This is a genomic window from Burkholderia sp. LMG 13014, assembly GCF_905232215.1.
Classification (GTDB): domain Bacteria; phylum Pseudomonadota; class Gammaproteobacteria; order Burkholderiales; family Burkholderiaceae; genus Burkholderia.
In genome coordinates this window covers 1-2,431 of the sequence record NZ_CAJNKE010000763.1, presented here as the reverse complement: position 1 = coordinate 2,431, position 2,431 = coordinate 1, and the positions used below count along the sequence as shown (strand labels likewise).

The window sequence follows — 2,431 nt, the reverse complement described above, 5'->3', positions numbered from 1 at the left end:
CGGCTACGCCGCGCCGCATGGCGTCGGTGCCGCGGAATGACGGGGCGAAGACCATGATATTCAAGTTGATCGTTGCCCTGTTCGTGCTGTGGCGCATCGTGCGCTACTTCCGCCGGCGCGGTGGGCGCTATTCGGCCTTGTCGGCCCGCAAGCACTGGGCGTTGCTGCTCGCGCATCCGTACGTGGAAGCGACGGGATTCTCGGGTTTCGACGATGCGGACACGAGCCACCTGAACGACACGTCGCGCAAGTTCCTGCGTGCCCAGATGCTGCACCAGATGGAGTTGCGCACCGACGCGACGGACGACGATGCGCGTGCGCATCTGGCGCGCGTGCTCGAGACGCAGTGGTTTCGCGCCGACCTGCATGCGCTGCAGCCGACAGACGACCCGCGTGCGGCGCTCGCGTTCGCCTGTGCGCGGATGGCGTTCCTCGCGCGCGTGGCGATGCTGATGGGCTGGACCGAGCCGGACACCGCGTGGCGCGTGTTGTTGCTCAACGCGCAGCGTGCCCAGGACTGTTTCGACAGCTGGACGGATTTCGGCCACGCCTACGTCGCGGGCCGCAAGCAGTGGGTGGCCGGATTTCGCGCTGATCCGTTCGGCAAGGCGTTCGACGACGCGACGTTGCAACGCTGGCTCGCGCAGGGTGGCGGTGCATGGGGGCAGGCGGCGTGGCCGGGGCTGGCGGCGTTCGATCCCGAGCCGGTCGCGCAGCCGCGTTGATGTCGTGATGCCGCCGGCCGTTTGCTTCCTGCACCGTTTCCCATCCCTGTCGACGTCGACATGATCTCATCCGTTCATCCCCTGGTGCGACGTCTGGCGCTGTCCGTTGCGTGTGCGGTGCCGGCGGCGGCGCATGCCGTCGAGCCGGCTGCCACCGACCACCTGTTGCGCACGTTCATTCACGACAGTTACGGCAACTGGCGCGCGGACCGCAAGGGCTGGCAGTCGGACCCGGGCGATTTCATCTATGCATCGTGCGGCTCGCTGCGCGTGGCAACGGCCGACGGCCCGCGCTACTTGCTCGCGATGTGCGGCGAAACCGAGGCGGCCGAGCAGAACGGGAATCCGGGCATGGATTCGGACGGCACGACGGGGACGATCGACCTGTACGTGCTGAAGCCGGCGGCGGACGGCAAGACCCTCGAGCCGGTGGTGAAGAAGACGGACATCGCGTCCGGCAAGCGCGGCGAGCCGGGCGCCGTGCGCATCGAGCGGTACGGCCCGCACCTGTTCGGTTTCACGATTGGCGACGGTGTCACGCTGCAGGGCTACACGATGGCGATGCGGTCGATCTGGCTGCCGGTCGGCAATGCGCTCGTCGAGGCCGCTCCGCGCATCGACGAAGCGCTCGACAACATGGGATCGCTCGATTGCGGCAACGCGAAATCGCATTGCGAGAGCCGCACGTTCACGATCATGCCCGACACGACCGGCACCGGCGACGTCTATCCGCTGACGGTCACGGAAACGGGCACGCGCGGCGACAAGGCCATCCATGCACGCTATACGGTGAAGTTCGACGCAACACGCGGCCGCTACGTCGTGCCGAAGGCATTGCGCCAAGGGTACTGAAGCGGCCCGCCCGACGAACCGGGACACGATCTTCCGCAGCCCCGGTGCCTGCTTTAACAAGGCTAGTCACGCGCGCAATAGGACAAGTCAGAATTGCGCGAAAGTGTCGTGAAGCCGCGACTTTCACATTCGCTTGACAATTTTCCCGCACGCTGCCGGGTAATCTCCGACCTTTCACGAGACGGCACGCATGCGAGTGTGTCGCGCGTGGCGGGCCGGTTCGGTGCCGCCTCGCCGGGATGTCCGGCGACGCGCGACACGCGAGGATCGAACATCACATCGCCTGCCGGATTCACCCGTAACATAGGTAGTCCGAATCAATATGAAGGTATCCGGCATGGTGGGCGCCGCGATGGCGTCGAGCCTGCTGTCGCTTTCGGCAGGGACAGCGGCGGCGCCGTTGTCGACGTCCGATCCGCAGCGGCATCAGGAACAGCAGCTCGACGCCGTGCGTCGGCAGGCCCTTCAGTCCGCCGATGTGTTGACGCCGGAGGCGGGCGCACGTGGCGACACACTCAAGCTGCCGCCCGAAACGCCGTGCGTGCCGATCCGTTCGATCGAATGGCGCGGCGCGGCCGATTTCCCCTGGCTGTCGAAACAGGCACCGGGCGTCGGGCAGTGTGCCGGCACGCGCGGGCTCGCGGCGATTCGCAGCTGGGCCACCGATCAGCTGGTGGCGCGCGGCTACATCACGTCGCTTGCCGCGATTCCGGACCAGGACTACGCAGGCGGACGGGTGATCGTTGAGGTGCTGCCCGGCCGGATCGGTGCGATCGACGACGCGCAGGGCGGTATCGGTACGGCTCGGGGCGTATTTCCGCACGGACCGGGCGCGCTGCTGAACGTGCGCGATC

At 67.2% G+C, this 2,431-nt stretch carries 3 protein-coding genes; all 3 read left to right on the top strand.

From position 1 onward, the window contains the following. Nucleotides 1–725, top strand: a 725-nt coding sequence (locus JYJ84_RS34245; protein ID WP_307872223.1) for a DUF1266 domain-containing protein, incomplete at its 5' end; no start/stop codon positions are given. A 60-nt stretch (nt 726–785) separates the two neighbouring features. After that, a complete protein-coding gene (locus tag JYJ84_RS34240) occupies nt 786–1,577 on the top strand; it encodes a topoisomerase IV (protein ID WP_236027289.1) in 792 nt (263 codons plus the stop codon). 322 nt (nt 1,578–1,899) lie between these two features. Beyond that, the coding region (locus tag JYJ84_RS34235) for a ShlB/FhaC/HecB family hemolysin secretion/activation protein (RefSeq protein ID WP_205190100.1) at nt 1,900–2,431 on the top strand (532 nt) is incomplete at its 3' end.

What these genes read in the sequence shown, in the direction of transcription:
- JYJ84_RS34240 (WP_236027289.1), top strand. Translation starts at nt 786, where the DNA reads ATGATCTCATCCGTTCATCCCCTGGTGCGACGTCTGGCGCTGTCCGTT.